18 protein-coding genes are annotated in these 19619 nt (G+C 37.2%); 3 read left to right on the top strand and 15 right to left on the bottom strand.

Annotation, left to right across the window (positions count from 1 at the left end):
* The 13 genes from ACWNMY_RS12950 to gatC form a co-directional block, all read right to left on the bottom strand.
* Positions 1-1122: an ABC transporter ATP-binding protein gene (locus ACWNMY_RS12950; protein WP_449538680.1), complete on the bottom strand. Its 1122-nt coding sequence runs from the start codon at positions 1120-1122 to the stop codon at positions 1-3.
* 207 nt (positions 1123-1329) lie between these two features.
* Positions 1330-3438: an MMPL family transporter gene (locus tag ACWNMY_RS12945; protein WP_449538679.1), complete on the bottom strand. Its 2109-nt coding sequence runs from the start codon at positions 3436-3438 to the stop codon at positions 1330-1332.
* Between the two features lie 114 nt (positions 3439-3552).
* Positions 3553-4128 carry a TetR/AcrR family transcriptional regulator gene (locus ACWNMY_RS12940; RefSeq protein WP_449538678.1) on the bottom strand — a complete coding sequence of 192 codons (576 nt, stop codon included), beginning with the start codon at positions 4126-4128 and terminating at the stop codon, positions 3553-3555.
* A gap of 105 nt (positions 4129-4233) precedes the next feature.
* Positions 4234-5277, bottom strand: a complete 1044-nt coding sequence (locus ACWNMY_RS12935) for a GGDEF domain-containing protein (RefSeq protein WP_449538677.1) — start codon at positions 5275-5277, stop codon at positions 4234-4236.
* Between the two features lie 308 nt (positions 5278-5585).
* Positions 5586-5822, bottom strand: coding sequence for a hypothetical protein (locus ACWNMY_RS12930; RefSeq protein WP_449538676.1), 237 nt, complete (start codon positions 5820-5822; stop codon positions 5586-5588).
* Positions 5823-5900: 78 nt separating this feature from the next.
* Positions 5901-7280: a 23S rRNA (uracil(1939)-C(5))-methyltransferase RlmD gene (gene rlmD, locus ACWNMY_RS12925; protein ID WP_449538675.1), complete on the bottom strand. Its 1380-nt coding sequence runs from the start codon at positions 7278-7280 to the stop codon at positions 5901-5903.
* A 327-nt stretch (positions 7281-7607) separates the two neighbouring features.
* Positions 7608-8513, bottom strand: coding sequence for a diacylglycerol kinase (locus ACWNMY_RS12920; protein ID WP_449538674.1), 906 nt, complete (start codon positions 8511-8513; stop codon positions 7608-7610).
* A 240-nt stretch (positions 8514-8753) separates the two neighbouring features.
* Entirely contained in the window at positions 8754-8981 is a 228-nt protein-coding gene (locus tag ACWNMY_RS12915; protein ID WP_449538673.1) for a hypothetical protein, read from the bottom strand.
* A gap of 480 nt (positions 8982-9461) precedes the next feature.
* Positions 9462-10022, bottom strand: coding sequence for a hypothetical protein (locus tag ACWNMY_RS12910; protein ID WP_449538672.1), 561 nt, complete (start codon positions 10020-10022; stop codon positions 9462-9464).
* Between the two features lie 589 nt (positions 10023-10611).
* Positions 10612-10863, bottom strand: a complete 252-nt coding sequence (locus ACWNMY_RS12905) for a DUF3949 domain-containing protein (protein WP_449538671.1) — start codon at positions 10861-10863, stop codon at positions 10612-10614.
* A gap of 112 nt (positions 10864-10975) precedes the next feature.
* Entirely contained in the window at positions 10976-12406 is a 1431-nt protein-coding gene (gene gatB / locus ACWNMY_RS12900; protein WP_449538670.1) for an Asp-tRNA(Asn)/Glu-tRNA(Gln) amidotransferase subunit GatB, read from the bottom strand.
* 13 nt (positions 12407-12419) lie between these two features.
* On the bottom strand, positions 12420-13877 hold the full coding sequence (gene gatA / locus ACWNMY_RS12895) for an Asp-tRNA(Asn)/Glu-tRNA(Gln) amidotransferase subunit GatA (RefSeq protein ID WP_449538669.1): 1458 nt from the start codon (positions 13875-13877) through the stop codon (positions 12420-12422).
* Positions 13878-13891: 14 nt separating this feature from the next.
* A complete protein-coding gene (gene gatC, locus ACWNMY_RS12890; protein WP_449538668.1) occupies positions 13892-14182 on the bottom strand; it encodes an Asp-tRNA(Asn)/Glu-tRNA(Gln) amidotransferase subunit GatC in 291 nt (96 codons plus the stop codon).
* Positions 14183-14381: 199 nt separating this feature from the next.
* Here gatC and ACWNMY_RS12885 point away from each other — a divergent pair, with 199 nt between their 5' ends.
* Entirely contained in the window at positions 14382-14699 is a 318-nt protein-coding gene (locus tag ACWNMY_RS12885; RefSeq protein WP_449538667.1) for a thioredoxin family protein, read from the top strand.
* A 622-nt stretch (positions 14700-15321) separates the two neighbouring features.
* On the opposite strand, the gene putP is transcribed toward ACWNMY_RS12885, so the two are convergent.
* A complete protein-coding gene (gene putP / locus ACWNMY_RS12880) occupies positions 15322-16836 on the bottom strand; it encodes a sodium/proline symporter PutP (protein WP_449538666.1) in 1515 nt (504 codons plus the stop codon).
* Positions 16837-17293: 457 nt separating this feature from the next.
* Between putP and ACWNMY_RS12875 the strand changes: the two genes are divergently transcribed.
* Positions 17294-17596 carry an iron-sulfur cluster assembly accessory protein gene (locus ACWNMY_RS12875; RefSeq protein WP_449538665.1) on the top strand — a complete coding sequence of 101 codons (303 nt, stop codon included), beginning with the start codon at positions 17294-17296 and terminating at the stop codon, positions 17594-17596.
* Between the two features lie 227 nt (positions 17597-17823).
* The gene (locus ACWNMY_RS12870; RefSeq protein WP_449538664.1) at positions 17824-17982 is read left to right on the top strand and encodes a hypothetical protein; all 159 of its coding nucleotides are present in this window, start codon (positions 17824-17826) and stop codon (positions 17980-17982) included.
* A gap of 84 nt (positions 17983-18066) precedes the next feature.
* Here ACWNMY_RS12870 and pruA read toward each other — a convergent pair whose 3' ends face one another.
* A complete protein-coding gene (pruA, locus tag ACWNMY_RS12865) occupies positions 18067-19614 on the bottom strand; it encodes an L-glutamate gamma-semialdehyde dehydrogenase (protein ID WP_449538663.1) in 1548 nt (515 codons plus the stop codon).
* Between the last annotated feature and the right edge of the window lie 5 nt (positions 19615-19619).

Here is a 19619-nt window from a genome sequence, read left to right as displayed (position 1 = left end):
TCATATGGCGATAACCTCTTGTCTCTTCCCAAGTTGAGCAGATTTTAGCAGTTTGCCTGAATCACCATCAAAATACAGTATGTAATCAGGAACAATTTGTACGGGTACTTTTTGTCCTACATGGATTGTCCACTGTCCTGGCCATTTCGCCGTCCATAATTCTGTGCCAATATCAAAAGAAATAGACGTTTCATTACCTAATTGTTCAACATTGACAGCTTCTAAATAGTGGACATGCTCCCTTTCTTCTTGTGCAGGAAATAAATGCTCTGCTCGAATTCCAACAACTATGTTCTTATTTCCTTGTATATCCCTTACTGTCATAGGATCAACATTGATCTGTAGTTGATCTTCTATTCGCAATGCTGTGCCTTCTTCAGATAACATTGCCTTACCTAGATTCATTTTTGGCGAACCGATAAAAGAGGCCACAAATAAATTTTCTGGCTCATTATATAAAGTAATAGGTTTGCCAACTTGTTGAATCTTCCCATCATTGAGAACCATAATTCGGTCACCCATCGTCATTGCCTCAACTTGATCATGAGTAACATAAATCATTGTTAGTCCTAATTTCTTTTGTAATCTGCGAATTTGAACTCGCATATTGGCACGTAGCTTCGCATCCAAATTCGATAACGGTTCATCCATCAGACATAATGGGGCTTGACTTACTACGGAGCGACCAAGTGCCACACGTTGCCGTTGACCACCTGAAAGTTCTCTTGGTTTCCTCTTCAATAGTTTAGTAAGTCCTAACATTTCAGCCGCATCATGAAGTCTTTTTTGCTGTTCTTGTTTGTCTACTTTTCTAGCTTTCAATCCAAATAGTATATTTTGTTCAACCGATAAATGTGGATACAACGCATAATTTTGAAATACCATTGATAAGTCCCGATCTTTTGGCGCGAGATGATTCACAGTTTTATCATCTATTTTTAAGATTCCTCCAGATATATCTTCCAGACCTGCTATCATCCGAAGCAATGTACTTTTCCCAGAGCCCGAAGGACCTACAAGTACAAAAAACTCACCTTCCTCGATTGATAAATTGATTCCATCCAGTACATCCTTTTGCTTATCGTATGATTTGGAGATGTTGATCAACTCAACTTGACTCATATTGAACCTCCTTAATGGATTTACAAACCCATTTAATCATAATTAACATCGTAAAAAACCGAATTTACAGATTCTTCACATCTTTTCAAAATACTTATCAGAAACTTTTAAAAATCCACAAATATTTACAATGTAATTACATGTGCATAAGTATGTCCCTGCAATAAAAAAAAGAGACGCTGACCGCGTCTCTTTTTTCCAAAACTATTATTGTTCTTTACTTACTTCTTTATCTTTTTCTAATAGTACAATCAGACCAGGAAGCAGCATTCCTCGTATCAAGAAAGTATCTAACAGTATTCCAACGGCCACAATAAAGCCGAATACGAATAATAATTGTACTGGTTGTGTCATTAGAACAGCAAAGGTTGCAGCTAGAATGAGACCAGCAGATGAGATGACTCCTCCTGTTTTTGCAACAGCTATTTGGATAGCTTCCTTCACTGGATGGTTTCTTCTTTCTTCCTGGAATCGTGAGATAAGCATAATATTATAATCAATGCCAAGTGCCACAAGGAACACAAAGGCGTATAGCGGTACACGATTACTGATCGTATCAATATCAAAGAATAATTCAGTCAAAAACATACCTAAACCTAATGCGGCCAAGAATGAAACCAAAATAGTTCCCATCATATAAATTGGCATTTTAAACGACTTTGTAAGAATAACTAACATTCCAAATATTAATATCGTTTCAAGTATGACTATTAAAATAACATCGCGGTTATTCGCTGAACGATCATCTACTTTAGATGCAGTTTCACCTGCATAGTAGAGATTGCCGTCGACATTCGCTTCTTTTAAAATATCTTCTGAACGATTTATTAGGTTTTCCATTGCATCAATTGTTTTGAAATCGTATGGACCTTCTTCAAACGTAAGACTAAAGTTCAAAACTCTATCTTCTTCTGCAGTTCCATTTATTCTAACTTCACTTACAAGATCTTGTTCTAATAGCTCATTTCGTAATGCCTCTTGTTCTTCTGGAGTAACAGCATTTTCCCCTTCAAACAATACAGTAGAAGGAGCAAGCTCACCTTTTGCAAATTTATCTTCGATTAGTTCATACCCTTGTCGTGATGGCATATCTTCTGGGAAAGACTTCATCGTATCGAATTCGTACGTTAAGTTAAACATATTTGCGGCTGATACCAACAGAAATACCCCGACAATAGCGACAACTAATCCTGGTTTTTTCACAACTAATTTACCGACTTTACTCCAGATAGAATTATCTTTGACCTTTTCATCACCTACTTTTGGTACCCTTGGCCAAAATGACTTTCTGCCAAAGAGTGTAAATAGCGCAGGCACCAAAGTAACCGAAGCAATCATAATAATTACCATTGTAGTAGCAAAGGTTGGCGCGAAATTACTATAATCCCCTAGGTCTGCGAAGAATAAGACAAGCATTGCCGCTAACACAGTACCACCTGAGAAGAATACTGGTAAACCTACCTCTTTCATCGCAGCTCTCATTGCATCATATTTATTTTCATAATTTTTAAGTTCCTCACGGAAACGCGAGAAAACGAATAACGAATAATCAATAACTGCCGCAAATAATAAAATCGACATTATCGATATTGTTTGATTACTTAGCTGTAAACCTGCTTTCCCTAAAATACCTAGTGATTGCATAACTACTTCATATACGAAAACAGCTGCCAACAATGGTATAAAAGCTAATAATGGCGAGCGATAGATAACAATTAATAAAATAAGAATTAATCCCACCGTTGAAAAGATTAATACTAAATCTGCCCTTGAAAATAAATCTAGTGAATCAGTTGCGATTCCTGCTGGGCCTGTTACAAATACAGTTAAATTAGAGTTTTCCTCAACAACTTTTACTAATTCATCCTTCGAATTACGTATTTCCTTGGTTTCTAACGATTCATCAAAAATCATGGGAAGTAAAGCAGTCGATTGATCTTCTGAAAAAAATCCAGCAGCAGCTTGTGGTGGTAGTGTCGATAATGGTACTACCTGCTCGACTCCCGGAATCTCTGCGTTTTCAATTTGATTAAATACATCTACAAGATCCTGGAATTCAAATTGTTCCTGGTCTGATTGAAATACCAATATTCCCGGTGTTCCATTACTATCCTCAAAATACGTATCCACTTTGCCCTGGGCAATTACAGACTGTGCATCCTCAGGAAGAGAAGCAATTCTTGAAACCTCATAATCCTTTGCATTTGGTGCAAAAACTGCCAATAATATTGTAATAACTAGCCAGGAAGCTAATGTAAGCCACATTCCTTTTTTTGTTGTAACTTTATCGGTAATAGCTTGTAGTATGTTTTTCACCTTTTACCCAACTCCTACCTTTGAATACCTAAAGTGACGTATATGTCACTTTAGGTAATTGTAAATTAACAATGTTAGCATGATAATTATCTTCCAAAGTGACACTCGTGTCAATTATGAATCTCTGAAAATTCCGTGACAAATAATTTCCTTTATCGAATTTACCCACTTGTCCCTCGGGATACCAAAATGATTTGGAATAGCGATTGATTGAAAAATATAGCCCAACATCAAAGGTTCTGGGAGTCGCAGATTTAATCTTTGTTCCTTCTTTCCTTGTTCAATAAAGCCTCCCATATGATGGTACATTTGAATACGTAGCCTTTCCAGCTTGTCCATGTTTTCTTTTACCTTTTGATTGATATGGTCTGGGATCCGTTTTCCTATTTCAATAAGCTGGTGTAGTTCAGGATTTTCAAACATGAGTCCCAAGAGAAAGTCAAGTTGATTCTCCGCACCATCCACCGCATTTATCCTTTTTAGCTGAATAAGAAATTGCTCCATTTTATATAACATATATTCGGTAATAAGCTCTTCTTTGTTTTCGTAATATTTATATATTGCACCTCGCGAAACATCTAGATGATCAGCTATTAGACTGATTTGAAACCCTTCATAGTGATGTTTCAGAAGAAGCTCCTCTGTTCCCTGAAATAGTTCTTCTGTTGTAAATTTACGTTCTCGTGCCATTTCCTTCACCCCTCTGCCATTATAGAACAAGATAGTGGAAATGAGAATGGGTAGACTTAGAATCAATCTACCCATAGTCACTACTATATATTTATCAATTAATTTTTAATCCATTTGATATACCTGATTTCTACCACTTTGTTTTGATAGGTAAAGTCCTTTATCCGCACGAATTAACAATGAATCCATGGTTTCTCCTTTTCGGAATACAGTAACTCCAAAGCTCGCTGTAACATGTTCTACAGATGTAAAGGGATGTATTTCAATCTTTCTTCTAAGCAGTTCAGCTAATCCAAAAGCCTCCCCACCATTACGTGTAGTCAATATGATAAATTCTTCACCACCCCATCTTGCAAAGAAATCACACTGGGATAGGGTTTCCTTCACCAATTCTGTAAGTTCAATAAGTACTGAATCACCAACCTTATGACCAAAGGTATCATTAATTGTTTTAAAGTGATCAATATCTAAAAAGATTATAGAAAAGGTTGTATCTTGTTTTTCAGCATTTTTCATTTGTTCCTCAAGCCATAAATTGAATTGGAGGCGATTCGCAATACCTGTCAGTCCATCTGTGTATGCACTTTTATAAAGGATGTCCCTTTCAACAAAAGCCTTTAAAATGTATTGAATAAAATACAGGACAATTACATATACAATTTGAGCCACAATATATTGGATAATGGGCGGGAAAGCTTCAGCCGGTAGTTCATTCCAATAATAAAACGCTATACATATCGTAACTCCGATAAACCCTGCTGAAAAAAACAAACGGTGCCAATTTTGTAAGGTAATAAAAATAATAATGATATATAATGGCAGCCAAACAATAAAAACACCAAAGTCATAATCATTTCCTGGTATCATTTGACTCACAATCGATCCGTTAAACACCATTAAATGATAAAAGCCGGTAACTAACAAATTAATATACTCGAAGAGCAGCATGAAAAAACGCTTATAAATAGCGAACCAACATATTATAAGCCAGACAAACAGAGGGACGGTAAGGACTAAAAAGTCCTTATTTACTTGATCCAATTGTTGCCCAATAATGAAACTAATGAGTATCGTCAAAATAAAAAATGGCAAAATCCACAAATAGATTGCCCTTCTTAATTGTGAGAGATTTTCATATTGTAATTTCATGTTGCCCCCCTCCACTGTGATTGTTACTTTGCTCTATATTTATCATTCATTCTATCGTTATGTTTTTTGACTATACAAAATCAAAAACTGTTTTCGGGGAATTATGCCTTGACCAAAACGAACTAGTACAGCACCTAATTACTCATTTACATTATGCCCAATATCTTTTAAACAAACGTTTGATTAGATTCGTAGCTCGTTGATACCACAAAGAAAACCCATTAAACAAACGTTCGTTTGGAAATGGGTTTTTATGAATATAGCTGATTAGTACAGATTGTTCTTCTACCGTTACATTATGTCAGGAACTACGGAAGCATAGACAATTTCTCATCGTATCGCTCTTCATTAAACGGAACCTGATTCTTTAGCATATCGTACATTTCTTCAACCAGAACCCTACCAATCATTTCTTTGGATTCTATTTCTGTGAGACCTGAGTTCACTAACCGTTCGAACGTTTCCTTTGTGCTTTTTGGATCATTTATTTTGATTTGGTTATCTACGATTTCTAGAATTTTTGATTTCATCTTTACATTTACCATAGTGTTATCCCTCCAGTTTTTGAATTTAACTCTCTAATGAAATATAGGACGAGATAGTCCCTCGTCCCACTAACCTTATTATTTTAAAACCAAGCTCGCAACTGCTTCACAGTGAACCGTATGCGGAAACATGTCAACTGGTTGTACTTCAGTTGTTTTGTAGCCACCATCCTCTAATATGCGCAAATCTCTTGCTAAGGTTGCAGGGTTACAAGAAACATAAACTACCCGCTTTGGCTTCATCTTTAGAATGGTTTGTAATAAGGCCTCATCACAGCCCTTACGAGGTGGATCAACAACGATTACGTCCGCTTTTATTCCGTCCTTGTACCAGTTCGGGATGACTACTTCAGCTTCTCCCACAGCGAATTCTGCATTCTGAATTCCATTTAAGGCTGCATTTCGTTTCGCATCCTCGATAGCTTCCGGGACAATTTCAACACCATACACTTTCTTTGCCTTTTTTGCTAAAAATAGTGAAATGGTACCAATCCCACAATACGCATCAATTACAGTTTCTTCCCCTGTGAGTTCGGCATATTCTAACGCCTTATCATAAAGTACCTTGGTTTGCTCTGGATTAACTTGATAAAAAGACCGTGCCGAGATGGCAAATTTAATTTCGCCAATATTATCGTAAATATACTCTTCTCCCCAGAGGACTTTTGTTTCGTTCCCAAAGATAACATTTGTTTGTTTAGGGTTACTATTTTGGACAATTGATTTCACACCCGGTAATTGGGAAATGATGTCTGAAATAATTATGTCTTTTTGAGGTAGCTCCTTAGTTCTCGTGACAAGAACTACCATTATTTCACCAGTAACAAGTCCGTAGCGCGCCATAATATGACGAAGCGTGCCTTTGTGGTTTTTTTCATCATAGGCATTTACACCATTTTTCTCGCAAATCCTTTTCACTGTTTGTATTACCTGGTCATTTTTTTCTTGTTGGATTAAACATGCTTCCATATCAATTATTTCATGGCTACGCTGCTGATAAAACCCCGCAACAAGCCCACCTTCTCGTTCTGCTACGGGTACTTGCGCCTTATTTCTGTATCTCCAAGGGTTTTCCATCCCAAGAACAGAGTGAACCTTTACATTTTCTAGTTTTCCGATACGAGTTAGGACTTCCTGTACCTGTTTTTGCTTTGCGACCAATTGCCCTTCGTAGCTCACATGTTGAAGCTGACATCCTCCACATTCCTTAAAAATAGGACATGGTGCCTCAACACGGAATTTGCTTTTTTCATATAGTTCGATAAGACGTCCGAAGCCGTACCCTTTTTTAACCTTCGTAACTTTAATCTTAGCTTTTTCATCTGGCAACCCATTTGGTACAAATATAGGGAATCCTTCAATCTTAGCAACACCGGCACCATCATGAGTAAGGTCTTCGAATGTAACATCATAGTATGTATTTTTTTCAACTGGTGGTTGACGCTTTGTCGTTGTCATATGATTTCTTCCTTTACGTTCAAAATGCTGAACTGATTGTACCATACTCTATGTGTGTTATGCCAATGTAGCTGAGATTTGGCGAGGGTGAAACGAGTTTAGGTTCTATCATTCCCGCTTGAAGTACATGCTCCATCGCTTTGCGCCCGAGCACGTACCTCTAGGACACTCTTGCGCTACACGCTCCTCTGCTTTTTGCACGAACAGGTACCTCTCCGGCACTCTTGCGCTACATGCTACATTGTCTTTTTTGACCGAATAGGTACTTCTACGTTAATACTAGTTTTTCGCAAAACAAAAAAAACCTGGCTCACGCCAGATTTCTCATCAATCCATTTTTTCCGCTTTTTCTTTTGAAACCAATACATTAATATGCTTATACAGGTTTACAAATTCACCTGGAAGCAAGCCGCCATATTCACCATCAAGGTTAATTTGCATCTTTTCAGTTGGGTTTATTTTTACACGATTTGCTTTTGTATAGATTACATGCGGGTCGTTGATATGCTCTCCCCGAATTGCTAGAGTTGCCACCTTAATAAAATCAGCTAGATTAGCTTTTTTCAAAATCAAGAGGTCAAAAAGTCCATCATTCAATGATGAATCTGGAGCAAGTTTCTCAAAGCCTCCAACGGAATTTGTTAAGGATACGAGGAATAACATAATCTCTCCTTCATACAACTTTCCATCATACTCAATGCTAACCTCAGTTGGGCGTATGGATGGTAGCATCTCTATTCCTTTTAAATAATATGCTAACTGCCCAAGCATAGTTTTGAGCTTGCTAGGTACCTCATAGGTTAACTCAGTTAACCTACCTCCACCGGCAATATTGATAAAATATTTATCATTTACCCGCCCTATATCAATCGGAACAGAGTTTCCTTCAACGATCACGTCACAAGCTCCCTCGATGTTTCGAGGCACACCTATTGCACGCGCAAAATCATTCGTCGTTCCAACTGGTATGATCCCAAGAGTTGGGCGATATTCCTGCTCAGCTAGCCCATTCACTACTTCATTGATGGTTCCATCACCACCAGCTGCAACAACAAGATCAAACTTTCTTTCAACTGCAGTTCGTGCAGCATTTGTAGCATCACCAGCACCTGTTGTTGCATGACAGGATGTCTCGTATCCAGCACCCTCAAGCTTCATTAGTACCTCGGGTAGATGCCTTTTAAATAACTCTCTCCCTGAAGTTGGATTATATATAATTCGAGCTCTTTTCATAATCATCATCCTAAAAATTAGATAATAAATTCATCCGTTTTTTATTTCACTATTAATCATCATAGCTTATCCATTCGATTTAATCAATTTAGAAACTAGCAAAATAATCCAATTCATTTCCTTTTCCTTTTCCTATATCTATATTCAAAACTCTCCAATTAGCATACCCATCTTGCACATGATTTTATAGTAAAAAAAGCGCCTGGGCAAAACCTAAGCGCAACGTTCAACAATTGCACACTACATTTTTTCTACTACATTCACTGTTACAAGGTCACTATTGAAAATGGACAACTTATAGGTACCCTCCCCCAGTTTTTTCGTACCCCTGTATAGTTCTTCACTTGAGCTTTCTTCATAAACCTCTTCCATTCCCGCTCGTTTGGTTGTATTGATCTCATCCCATGTCATATTCCCGTTCTGTAGCGCATTGTTGGAAGTTCTGATAAAAAACATTACTCTTTTCATTCATATTTCCTTTTTTGCTATCATTCTCTGACTTTGACATAAACAATAGCTCATGCTGTTAAGCGATATTGTAATCCTCTTGAAAGCATTCATCAAAAAAAGGATTTGCAGGATTAACTGAAATTAGGATAATAGAACTATCACTATTTGCAGGGTTGTTTTTTCCAATAGATGTATTATTATGAAATAAATAACAAAATTCATTCTTAAGGGGGCGGTAATAATTAAACCATTTTATTGGAATATAATCTACTTCCTAGCAGTATACGCTGTTTTACTAATTTTTGATTATTCTAGTGATAATTCATTTTTCTGGTTCGAAAATTTGGTAAAATCCTTAGTTATAACAATCGTATTCTCAGTAGGAATGTGGTTATTCCATTATAGAACGAGAGAAAAGAAGGATGAAATTTAACGAACAAATAAAAAAGATACCTAACTAAAACAATTACGTTTTTTAGGTATCTTTTTTAAACTCTATTATTTACTTACTTCGATAGCACACTGACCCCAATACCAAGCTATTTGTCCCGCCAGAGCAAATACATTACCTTTTACGCCCATTTTAATAAGTTTACCAGCCGCTTTTGTATATTGCTTTTCATGAATAAGTGAAACAATTGTGGCTATTGCATTCACAGAAAAGACTTCTTTAAAGTTCTTAGTGATTTTTCTTTGTAGGCAATAATCAAATTCGTCTGGTTCTGGAATATGATGATTGGGAGTTATTAGATTGTCATTTTTTACCACAGGTGATACTACTAACTTTCTTTTTGGTTGAACATATTGACTATTAATTACCGATTCCAATTCCTTTAACTCCGGACTGGTTCCATATTTTCTTTCTAACTTTTCAATATCAAAATCAACAATATTATTAAAATTATCTTTTACCGCAGCTTCCTCAAAAAGAAATTCCAATTGTTCAGCGAGATTTTCTACTTCTTTTGCCTCATTTGCACTAGCAACACTAGTAAAAGAACTAAAGACTAATGCAAAAATCATAGATAAAAATAAGAACTTTTTTAATGAACCTTTCATACTATCTCCTCTTCTGTTTTTTTTGACTAGTCTAATAGGTACTATATCACAAAAAATGGTAAAATTGTAAATTGTTTTACATTTATTATTAAAATAGTAAATTATACCCAGTTTAAGAGCTACCTAACTTGTTGACATAACATAAAAGTGATTTAATTCTTAGTTTAATTCATTTCGCGAAAAACTATAGTTTAATTGGCTTATAGTCCTACTAAAGCACACTCTATTTGAACGTCCCATAATCATGACAAACGTCATAACAGTCATTTCGTTAGAATTTCTTCTAGGAGACAAATGCGGAAAAAATTGCATGGTTAATAGCAAATCGTTGCATCCTCTGCATCTATTCATGACGTAATATTGGAAAAATGGCCTTATATACTATATTCTTATATTCTTCGATAAGTAATCGAAACGCATGCTCATCGCCTGCCTTTGCCTTTTTGACCATAATGTCATCTTGAATCGCACTCCCCCCCTTTCTCACTCGCCTATACTAATAGACGAACTTATCCCTACTATACCCTACACTTTTATGAAAAAAATAATACTAGCATCTAACATAAAAAAAGACCCTCTAAAGAAGGTCTTACTTTTCCCGATTTCGTATTTTATAAATAAGAGTTGCAAGTAATGTTGAAGGTAAATTTAATAGGTTTCCTTGAAGATTATACTGCATTTGCTGTTCTTCAAATGACATATCTTCGTAGGTTTCGTTATGTGTTTTTTTCGTTTTCTTTATTTCTTTTTTTGTGGCTTCTATATTACGGTACTGAATGGGAATCATGATCAAAATATACAAAAGATATACAGATCCAATTATGATCCAAACAAACTCCATTTTCTCACCCCTCGACATAGAAACTGATACTTACTATACGAATGGGAACATATAAAGTTTCATTTTTTCAAAAAAGGACCTACTGTTAATCAGTAGATCCCTTACTTACCTTTTACAATTTATTCATTTCAGCAACAAGGATTTTATTTACCATTTGTGGATTCGCTTGTCCTTTTGTAGCTTTCATGACCTGACCTACAAGGAAACCAATCGCCTTTCCTTTTCCACTTTTAAAATCTTCAACAGATTGTGGATTTTTTTCGAGGATCTCAACGATGATTTTTGTTAATGCACCTTCGTCTGAGATTTGCACAAGTCCTTTTTCCTTCACAATTGCTTCCGCGTCTCCACCATTTTCAATTAGCTCTTTAAAAACGGTTTTCGCAATCTTAGACGAAATCGTTCCGTTCTCGATTAGCTTGATCATTCCTGCAAGTCCAGCTGGAGTTAATGCAATTTCATGTAATTCTTTCTGCTCTGCATTTAGGTAACCTGAAACCTCACCCATGATCCAGTTTGATGCTTGCTTCGGATCCGCACCATTTGAAACTGTTCCCTCAAAGAAATCGGACATTTCCTTTGTTACAGTAAGTACAGCTGCATCATAGGCAGGTAGTCCAAGTTCTTCCATATATCTCTTTTGACGAGCATCTGGGAGTTCAGGAATTTCCGCACGAACCCTTTCCATCCACTCATTATCAATATAAAGTTCCACTAAATCAGGTTCAGGGAAATAACGGTAGTCATCTGAACCTTCTTTCACACGCATAAGAATTGTCGACTTTGATGCCTCATCATAGCGACGAGTTTCCTGCTCAATCACTCCACCAGCATCTAACACTTCCGCTTGGCGAATTTCTTCATATTCTAGACCTTTTTGTACAAATGCAAAGGAGTTCAAGTTCTTCAATTCTGTTTTTGTTCCAAACTCTTCTTGTCCTACCGGACGTAAAGAAATATTTGCATCGCAGCGAAGAGAGCCTTCCTCCATTTTACAGTCGGATACTCCTGTATATTGAACGATCGATTTTAACTTCTCTAAATAAGCATACGCTTCTTCTGGTGTTCGTATATCAGGCTCAGAAACAATCTCAATCAATGGTGTTCCTTGACGATTCAAGTCAACGAGTGAATATCCTCTGCCAGAGTGGGTAAGCTTCCCAGCATCTTCCTCAAGATGAAGACGCGTAATTCCGATCCTTTTCTTTTCACCGTTTACCTCAATTTCAATCCAACCATTTTCCCCGATTGGCTTATCAAACTGAGAAATTTGGTATGCCTTCGGATTGTCCGGATAAAAATAATTTTTTCGGTCAAACTTTGTTTCTTGGTTAATCTCACAATTCAAAGCCATTGCAGCTTTAATTGCCCATTCAACCGCTTTTCTATTTACAACCGGAAGAACACCTGGGTATCCTAATTCTACAACACTCGTTAGTGTATTTGGAGCAGCTCCGAATTCATTTGGCGCGCTTGAAAAAATCTTTGACTGTGTTTTTAGCTCAACATGAACCTCTAGCCCAATAACCGTTTCATATTTCATTCGTTTTCACCCCTTACAATTGTGGTTTCTTTTTATGATGATCTGTTGCCTTTTCAAACGCATCAGCAACTCGATAAATGGTACTTTCATCAAAATGCTTACCAATGATTTGAAGTCCTAGTGGTAATCCATTTGAGAAGCCACATGGAACAGATATTCCTGGAACACCCGCTAGGTTTACCGGGATTGTTAAGATATCATTCGCATACATTGTAAGTGGGTCTTTCGTATTTTCACCAATTTTAAATGCAGGTGTTGGTGTTGTAGGCCCAATAATGACATCAAATTTTTCAAAAACGTCTTCAAAATCCTTTTTAATCAACGTCCGAACCTTTTGAGCTTTTTTGTAATAAGCATCATAATATCCTGAGCTTAATGCAAAAGTTCCTAGCATAATACGACGTTTAACCTCATCCCCAAAGCCTTCACTTCTAGTTTGCTTGTACATTTCTAGCAGGTTCTCGGCATTATCAGTGCGGTATCCATAACGAACCCCGTCAAAACGAGATAAGTTGGCGGATGCCTCAGAAGATGATAATAAATAATAAGTAGCTAGAGCGTACTTCGAATGCGGAAGAGAAACCTCTTCCCACGTTGCACCAAGTCCTTCAAGAACCTTAAGCGCATCCAGAACAGATTGGCGTACATCTTCGGTAACACCTTCTCCAAGGTATTCCTTCGGCACTGCAATTTTCAACCCTTTTATGTCTCCTGTTAAGGCTGATACAAAATCAGGCACATCCACATTTGCTGAAGTTGAATCCATTGGATCAACACCAGAAATAGCCTGTAAAAGGTACGCATTGTCTTCAACAGTTCGCGTAATTGGTCCAATTTGATCTAAAGAAGATGCAAAAGCGATGAGACCGAAACGTGAGACTCTTCCATAAGTAGGCTTTAGTCCTACAACTCCACAAAAGGATGCTGGTTGACGAATGGAACCACCTGTGTCTGATCCAAGTGAAAATAATACTTCACCTGCAGCAACAGCAGCAGCAGATCCTCCACTAGAACCTCCTGGAACTCGATCCGTATCCCAAGGATTTTTCGTTACTTTGAATCCGGAGTTTTCGTTAGAAGAACCCATCGCAAATTCATCCATATTTAACTTTCCAACCGTAACTGTTTCAGCATTTTGTAACTTTTGGACAACTGTCGCATCATAAATCGGGTCAAAGTTTTCAAGGATTTTACTTGCCGCAGTTGTGCGAAGTCCCTTTGTAACGATATTATCTTTAATACCGATAGGCATACCGAATAATAGACCAAACTCATCCTTTACACCAATTGCTTCGTCAAGTTGTTTGGCATATTCTTTCGCATTATCTTCATTTAATGTCAAAAAAGCTTGTACCTTATCGTCAACCTCATTGATACGCTTAAATGATTCAGCAACGAGATCTGATACAGTGATTTCTTTTTTATGTAAAAGTGAATGTAATTCAGATACTTTCTGTTCAAAAAGTGACATTGTTTCTCCCCCCTTTATTCAATAATAGATGGTACACGAAATTGACCGTCCTTCTGATCTGGTGCATTTTTTAAGACTTCCTTAACTGGTAATCCCTCTGTAGCAACATCTTCACGCATTACATTTTTTATTGGTAGCACATGTGAAGTTGGCTTCACATTTTCTGTATCTACTTCATTTAATTGTTCAGCAAATGAAATAATAGCATCTAACTGTTGTTGGAGCACCTTTCCTTCATCCTCCGTTATAGCTAGACGAGCAAGATTCGCAACATGTTTTACTTCTTCAACCGAAATTCTCGACATTCCCTTCACCTCCAACGCACATACAATATACTGATAATATCAAAAATTAGCCTACTACGGCAACAATTCATGCCATCAATATTCATGAATTCAATCATCTAGAAATTGAAAAAGTACCTATTTGGGCAGATATTTTTCTTTTCTATAAGGAATTTGTTATATTGAGGTTAATATTACAGATTTGGAGTGAAAAAAGAAAATGGAAAAGATAAATTCTGTTGAGAAGTTTAATGAAGTGATTCAATCTGACGGAGCAATTGTAAAATTTGATACGACTTGGTGTCCAGATTGCAGACGTCTAGAAGCGTTCATTGGTGAGATTATGGAAAAGCACAATAGTGTCACTTGGTACACCATGGACAAGGACGAGTTCCCAGAAATTGCAGAAAAGTATGATGTAATGGGTATCCCAAGCCTTCTCTTCTATAAAAATGGTGAAAAGCTGGGGCACTTACATAGTGCTAACGCGAAAACACCAGAACAAGTAACTGAATACCTTGTAGGTTTAGGTATTTAATCTGATAATTAAGTGCCGTTAGATGTTTCCAAAAACACTAACGGCATTATTTCTTTTACTCGAGATCTAATTGTAAAATAACTTCATCTCCATCTAACATCTCACTTTATGAACAAATCCCATAGATTCATAAAAATCGTTATGCTTTTATATTATCCGGCTCGGTTGATAAACGAATACACTCACAATCAGCTTTCTACTAATCTGTATGAAGAGCTTTTCTTTCGTTCACATTAGAAAAATAACTCTTCATTCGCTTATGAAGAGCTTTTCTTCCGTTCACATTAGAAAAATAACTCTTCATCCCGCATATGAAGGGCTTTTCTTCCCTCACATTTGATAAATTGCTGTTCATCACACCTATGAAGAGCTTTTCTTTTCCTCACATCAGAAAAATAACTCTTCATCTCTCCTATGAAGAGCTTTTCTATTCCTCACATCAGAAAAATAACTCTTCATCTCTCCTATGAAGGGCTTTTCTTTCTCTCTCAACAAGAATAAGTGTTCATCTAGAAGTAAAGACGGTTATGGAACCATCCTAAAATACCTCATCCATCCAACTCCCCACACCCCATAAATATAAGAAATCCCCCATACTATATGAGGGATTTCTTCATATTCTTTATGCATTTTTCAGTTTTTCTCTTACTGAATCAAACTCATCTTGTATTTCTTGAGATGGTGCTTTTGTCAGTAAGCTTACAACTATGATGGAAACTAAGGCAAGAAGGAAACCTGGAACGATTTCATACAAACTAAATGGAATGACAGCCTCTCTAATAACTTCACCAGCTTCATTCAATTTAGGTGTTGAAAGATTACTCCAGACAACAACTGTAACTGCTCCTACAATCATTCCGGCTAACGCTCCCCAACGGTTCATTCGTTTCCAGAACAAGGAGAGAATGATAACAGGACCAAATGCAGCTCCAAATCCTGCCCACGCATATCCAACAAGATCTAGCACCTTACTATCACGATCATAACCTAGGAAAATAGCAAGTACTGCAATAACTAGAACCGCTATTCTTCCAACCCACATTTCTTCTTTTTGGCTCGCATTCTTTTTAAAGATAGCTTTATAGAAGTCTTGTGTTAGTGCACTAGACGATACAAGTAACTGAGAATCTACTGTGCTCATAATTGCAGCAAGAATTGCAGCAAGTAAGAATCCAGCAACCCATGGATTAAATAACACTTGCGAGAAAGCAATGAAAACCGTTTCTGGATTGTCTAGAGGCGCATCTGCGAAATAAGCAATCCCTGTAAATCCAATAAACACTGCCCCTAATAGTGAGATTACCATCCAAGTCATCCCAATGAAACGAGCTTTCGGAATTTCTTTTGTTGATTTTATTCCCATAAAACGAACAATTATATGTGGCTGACCAAAGTACCCTAGCCCCCACGCTAATAAAGAAATAATTCCTAAAGTTGTAGCACCAGTCATTACATCTAGGTATGATGGATCAATTGCTCCAATCTTGTTTACCGTCTCACCCCATCCACCAAGCTCATAGATGGTGACACTCGGAATAATGATTAATGCTAAGAACATTAAAATACCTTGGACAAAGTCTGTCCAGCTTGCTGCTAAGAAACCACCAAAAAACGTATAGGAAAGAATAACGGCAGCTCCGACCCAAAGGGCGAGTTCATAGTCCATGCTAAATGAGCTCTCAAGAAGAATAGCTCCACCTACAAGACTTGCAGAAGTATAGAAGGTAAAAAACACTAAGATTACAACCGCGGAAATAACACGAAGAAGCTTGGACTCGTCACGAAATCGGTTCTCTAAATAATCCGGGACTGTAATCGAATCCTTTGAAACCTCTGTATACACACGAAACGGTTTCGCAATAAATTGCCAGTTAAGATATGCACCAATTGCCAACCCAACCGCTATCCATATCTCACCCATTCCACCTGCGTACAATGCACCTGGTAAACCAAGCATTAGCCAACTACTCATATCAGAAGATCCAGCACTTAGCGCTGCAACCCCAGCACCTAGCCTTCTTCCTCCTAACACATAGTCGGTTAAGTTCTTTGTCATTCTTGCAGCAAGGATACCTATTAGTAACATTCCTGCAAGATAGATTATAATTGCTGTTAACGTTTGTACGTTAATATCCATGTTTAGACATCCTCTCCTCTTTCAGTAAATAATGTGATTCCTGATAGTACAATTAACGATAGTAATGGTACAAACAACCAAAACCAAGTTGCTGCTGTTAAACTATGTTCCATACTCTCACCCCCTATTATTCCGTTACTCCTATCCCTATGCAGTCTTATACAATTTCATGATAATTCATATTTTTCGGTAATAACTGCACCTAAAATAAAACACCAATTAATTGTAGCACAGCCTAGATGTCAGAACAGGGTGAATTATCTAATAATAGATACATAATGTATATTTATACATAAATTTGAATCAATACGACAATATGAATCTAATAATCTAATATCTATTCATCAAAATTAATAAAATTAAATCGAACTTTTTTCAAAAAAAGGCTATATATTTGTTATTTTTCAGAAATACTGAGAAAATAAATAGAAGTAAATTTTTTATTAGGAGAATTCATATGAAGGTAAAAATTAACCGTAATGCTGCAAAAATAATGAAGCAAATGCTTGAAAGTGACGAATCAGAAGGTAAAATGCTTCGCGTTGTCATCACAGAACACCATGGCGACCACGCTCATTATGCTCTTCAATTTGATAATCCAACAGAGCATGATGAAGTTGTTAAAACCGATAAAGACATTGATGTGCTTTTAGACACTAGAGATGCAGAGTTTTTAGATGGTATTTGGATTCAATTCTTCTATGTACCTGAAGAACAATTTGTTATCACAAATCCCAAAAAGGGACACCATCATCATTAATAAAGAAAAATTGGACGTTGAAAACCTTCAACGTCTTTTTTGTGTCAAGAGTCTTTTCTACTTCTTTACTTTACACTTCTCTTATCCTTTTCTTTAAAATGTAAAGATACTGTATGTTTCTGGTAAAACCAGTCTTTTTGTGGGTTGTCTATTGTATATTGATTACAGATTGGTAGCAAAAGGTAGCCAATCTAGAAAAAACATTATCTCTGGAGGTAGAGTAACCAATGAAAAGGAATCTATTGTTTAAAATTGGAGCTTCCCTACTAGCAATTTTGTTAATGACAGCTTGCTCAAACGAAGGTAATGAAGAAGAACAACCGGACACAGAACAAACAGAAAATGAAACTAAAACAGATGAAGGTACAGAAGAGGAAACTGAATAACCTTGAAGCTCTACTAGCCTAAATAACTGAACAAAAACGACCTCTCGTGGAGAGGTCGTTTTTCTTATCCTGTTTACAATAAAGTTATAGCATTTCAGAGATCGTTTTTCCCTGCATATGAAGTACTAGATAGTCTGGGCCACCCGCTTTTGAATCTGTACCAGACATATTAAAACCACCAAATGGTTGATACCCTACAATCGCGCCTGTACACCCACGGTTGAAATATAGGTTACCTACATGGAAATCTTCTTTTGCTTTTTCAATATTTGAACGGTTATTTGAAATGACTGCACCTGTTAATCCATACTCCGTATTATTTGCAATCTCAATCGCATGGTCAAAATCACGTGCTTTGCAAAACGCAACAACAGGACCGAAGATTTCTTCTTTCATGAGACGTGCATCATCACGAACATCAGCGAAGATTGTTGGTTGGATGAACCAGCCTTTGGAATCATCCCCTTCACCACCGTGAAGGAGTTTACCTTCCTTCTTTCCAATCTCTACATAGCTCATAACCTTGTCATATGCACCTTGGTCATTTACTGGTCCCATATACGTTGACTGAAGTACTGGGTCACCCACTGTCAATTCCTTTGTCAATTCAACAGCACGGTTTAGAACTTCATCATACACATCTTCCAACACAACTGCTCTTGAACAAGCAGAACATTTCTGACCAGAGAATCCAAATGCCGAGGCAACAATTGATTTAGCAGCTAACTCCAGATCCGCTTCTTTATCAACAACAATGGTATCTTTTCCACCCATCTCTGCGATTACACGCTTTAACCAGATTTGACCATCGTTTAGTTTGGAAGCACGTTCGAAGATACGAAGACCTACGTCACGTGAACCTGTAAAGCTAATAAAACGAGTTTTTGCGTGATCAACCAAGTAATCTCCTACTTCTGATCCACTACCCGGGATATAGTTAACCACACCTGCTGGCAGACCAGCTTCCTCTAGAACTTCCATGAATTTCGCAGCAATGATTGGAGTTGTACTTGCAGGCTTTAGTAAGACTGTATTACCAGAAACTAGAGCTGCTGTAGTCATCCCTGCCATAATAGCAAATGCAAAGTTCCAAGGAGAAATAACAACTCCTACACCCAACGGGATGTAAGTAAAACGGTTATGTTCGATAGGACGGCTTTCAACTGGAATTCCATCCTTTAATTTTAACATTTGACGAGCATAATACTCCATGAAGTCTATTGCTTCCGCTGTGTCAGCATCTGCTTCATTCCATGGCTTACCTGCTTCTTTAACTAATAAGGCAGAGAATTCATGCTTGCGACGGCGAACAATCGCTGCAGATCGGAAAAGAATGTCAGCACGCATTTCCGGACTTGTTTTTCTCCATGTTTGGAATGTCTGATCAGCAACCTGCATAGCTTTTTCAGCCAGTTCACGATTTGCTTTAGAAACGCGACCTACAACTTCACTTCGATTAGCAGGGTTTACAGATACAATTTTATCTTCAGTTGAGACACGTTCACCACCAATAATTAGATCGTAATCATTGCCTAGATATGTCTCGACAGTTTTAAGACCCGCTTCGAAAGCCTTCTTATTTTCTTCAATAGAAAAGTCTGTAAATGGTTCGTGTTTATATGGTACTACCATTCTAC

This window comes from Ferdinandcohnia sp. Marseille-Q9671 (assembly GCF_976954385.1).
The sequence above is the reverse complement of the archived record's forward strand: the minus strand, read 5'-3'. Positions and strand labels throughout refer to the sequence as shown.